The organism is Nonomuraea cavernae (assembly GCF_040655715.1).
Classification (GTDB): domain Bacteria; phylum Actinomycetota; class Actinomycetes; order Streptosporangiales; family Streptosporangiaceae; genus Nonomuraea; species Nonomuraea cavernae_A.
In genome coordinates, this window is record NZ_JBFAKL010000076.1 from 1 (window position 1) to 1,654 (window position 1,654).

Below are 1,654 nucleotides of genomic sequence, written 5' to 3' on the forward strand. Positions count from 1 at the left end.
GTAGACATTCAGCTTGTGCGCGATAAGTGACGGGTGTTCTGGTCTCGTCGCACCGTGTGACTTTGATCATCTCGGCCAGGCGTGGTGAGATCGTCGGGTGTCTGGTCTTGAGGAGCTGTCGCGTGAGGAGCTGATCGCTCTCGCGCGTGCTCTGGCCGGGCAGGTCGGCGCGCTGGAGAAGGAGAACGGCGAGCTGCGTGAGCGGGTCGCGCGGCTGGAGCGGCTGATCTCGCGTAACAGCGGAAACTCGGGGATGCCGTCGTCCGGGGACGATCTGCCGGGCAAGCCGCAGCCGAAGGCCAAGCCCGCCAAGGGCGGCAAGGGCGGCAAGCGTCGCCCGGGCAAGCAGCCCGGCGCGCCGGGTACCTATCTGGCCTGGTCGTACGATCCAGATGAGCGTGTCGAGCACTTCCCTGCCGGGAGGTGTGGCTGCGGCGCGGACCTGGCCCAGGCCGTCGATCTGGGCGTCACGGCGCGGCACCAGCAGATCGAGGTGCCGTTGATGACGGCCGCGACCATCCAGCACGATCTGCACACCGTGGCATGCGAATGCGGGAAGGTCCATGCCGCCGCCCGGCCGGAGGGTGTGCCGGCTGCGCCGGTCAGCCTGGGCGTCAACCTGCAGGCGTGGTGTGTCTATCTGATGGTGGCCCACGCGATCCCGGTGCACCGCTGTGTCGAGCTGATCGCCTCGCTGACCGGGGCCGTGCCGTCGGCGGGGTTCGTGCACGGGATGATCACCCGCGCGGCCAAGGCGGTGGAGCAGGCCAATGTGCGCATCCGCGCGCTGCTCACCTTGGCCTACGTGGTGTGCTGCGATGAGACGCCGATCCGGGTGGGTGCGGCGAAGGCCAAGAGGTACCTGCTGGTCGCCTGCACCGACCGCTACACCTGGTACATGCTGGGCGATCGCACCTTGGCCAGCTTCAAGAGGTTCGTCATCGCCGACCTGAGCGGCGTCATCGTGCACGACCGCTACCAGAACTACGACTCGCCCGAACTCGGTGAACGCGATCACCAACTGTGCGCGGCCCATCTCCTTCGCGACCTTGAGGACTGCGCCGAAACCTACCCCGGGGCTGCCTGGCCGCTGCAGATTCAGACCGCGCTGCGCGGCCTGATCCACGCCGCCAACCTCGCCCGCGAACAGGGCAAGGACGGCATGCACGCGGGCACCAAAGCGATGTGGATCAACAGCTTCCGGCACGGCGTCCGCATCGGCCTGTCCGAGATCCGCCGCATCCCCGGACCCGCCAAGACCGTCACCCAGCCGATCGGCCGCGTCCTGCTGGAGGTTCTGCGCGATCGCGAGGCCGACGTGCTGCGCTTCGCCCACGACCTGCGGATCCCACCCACCAACAACCAGGCCGAACGCGACGTCCGACCGGCCAAAACCCAGCAGAAGATCTCCGGACGGCTCCGCTCGCAGACCACCACCGAGCACCGGTACGCCATCCGCGGCTACCTGTCCACCGCCGCCAAGCACGGCGCAGACGTCATGACCGCCATCCGTAACGCCCTTCTCGGCCGCGCCTGGATGCCACCCGACCCGACGCCGGCCTGATTCCCGCCACAATCCGCGGCGCCCCACACCCGAAGACGATCACACCCCGCGATCATCCAACATCGGAATGCGCAGGGCCTGAATGCCTAC

Annotated in this window: 1 protein-coding gene; it reads left to right on the forward strand. The window is 68.1% G+C overall.

Features of this window, described 5'->3' with window-relative positions:
• Nucleotides 1-97 precede the first annotated feature (97 nt).
• Nucleotides 98-1,564, forward strand: a complete 1,467-nt coding sequence (gene tnpC / locus AB0I38_RS40275; RefSeq protein ID WP_358496180.1) for an IS66 family transposase — start codon at nt 98-100, stop codon at nt 1,562-1,564.
• Nucleotides 1,565-1,654 lie beyond the last annotated feature (90 nt).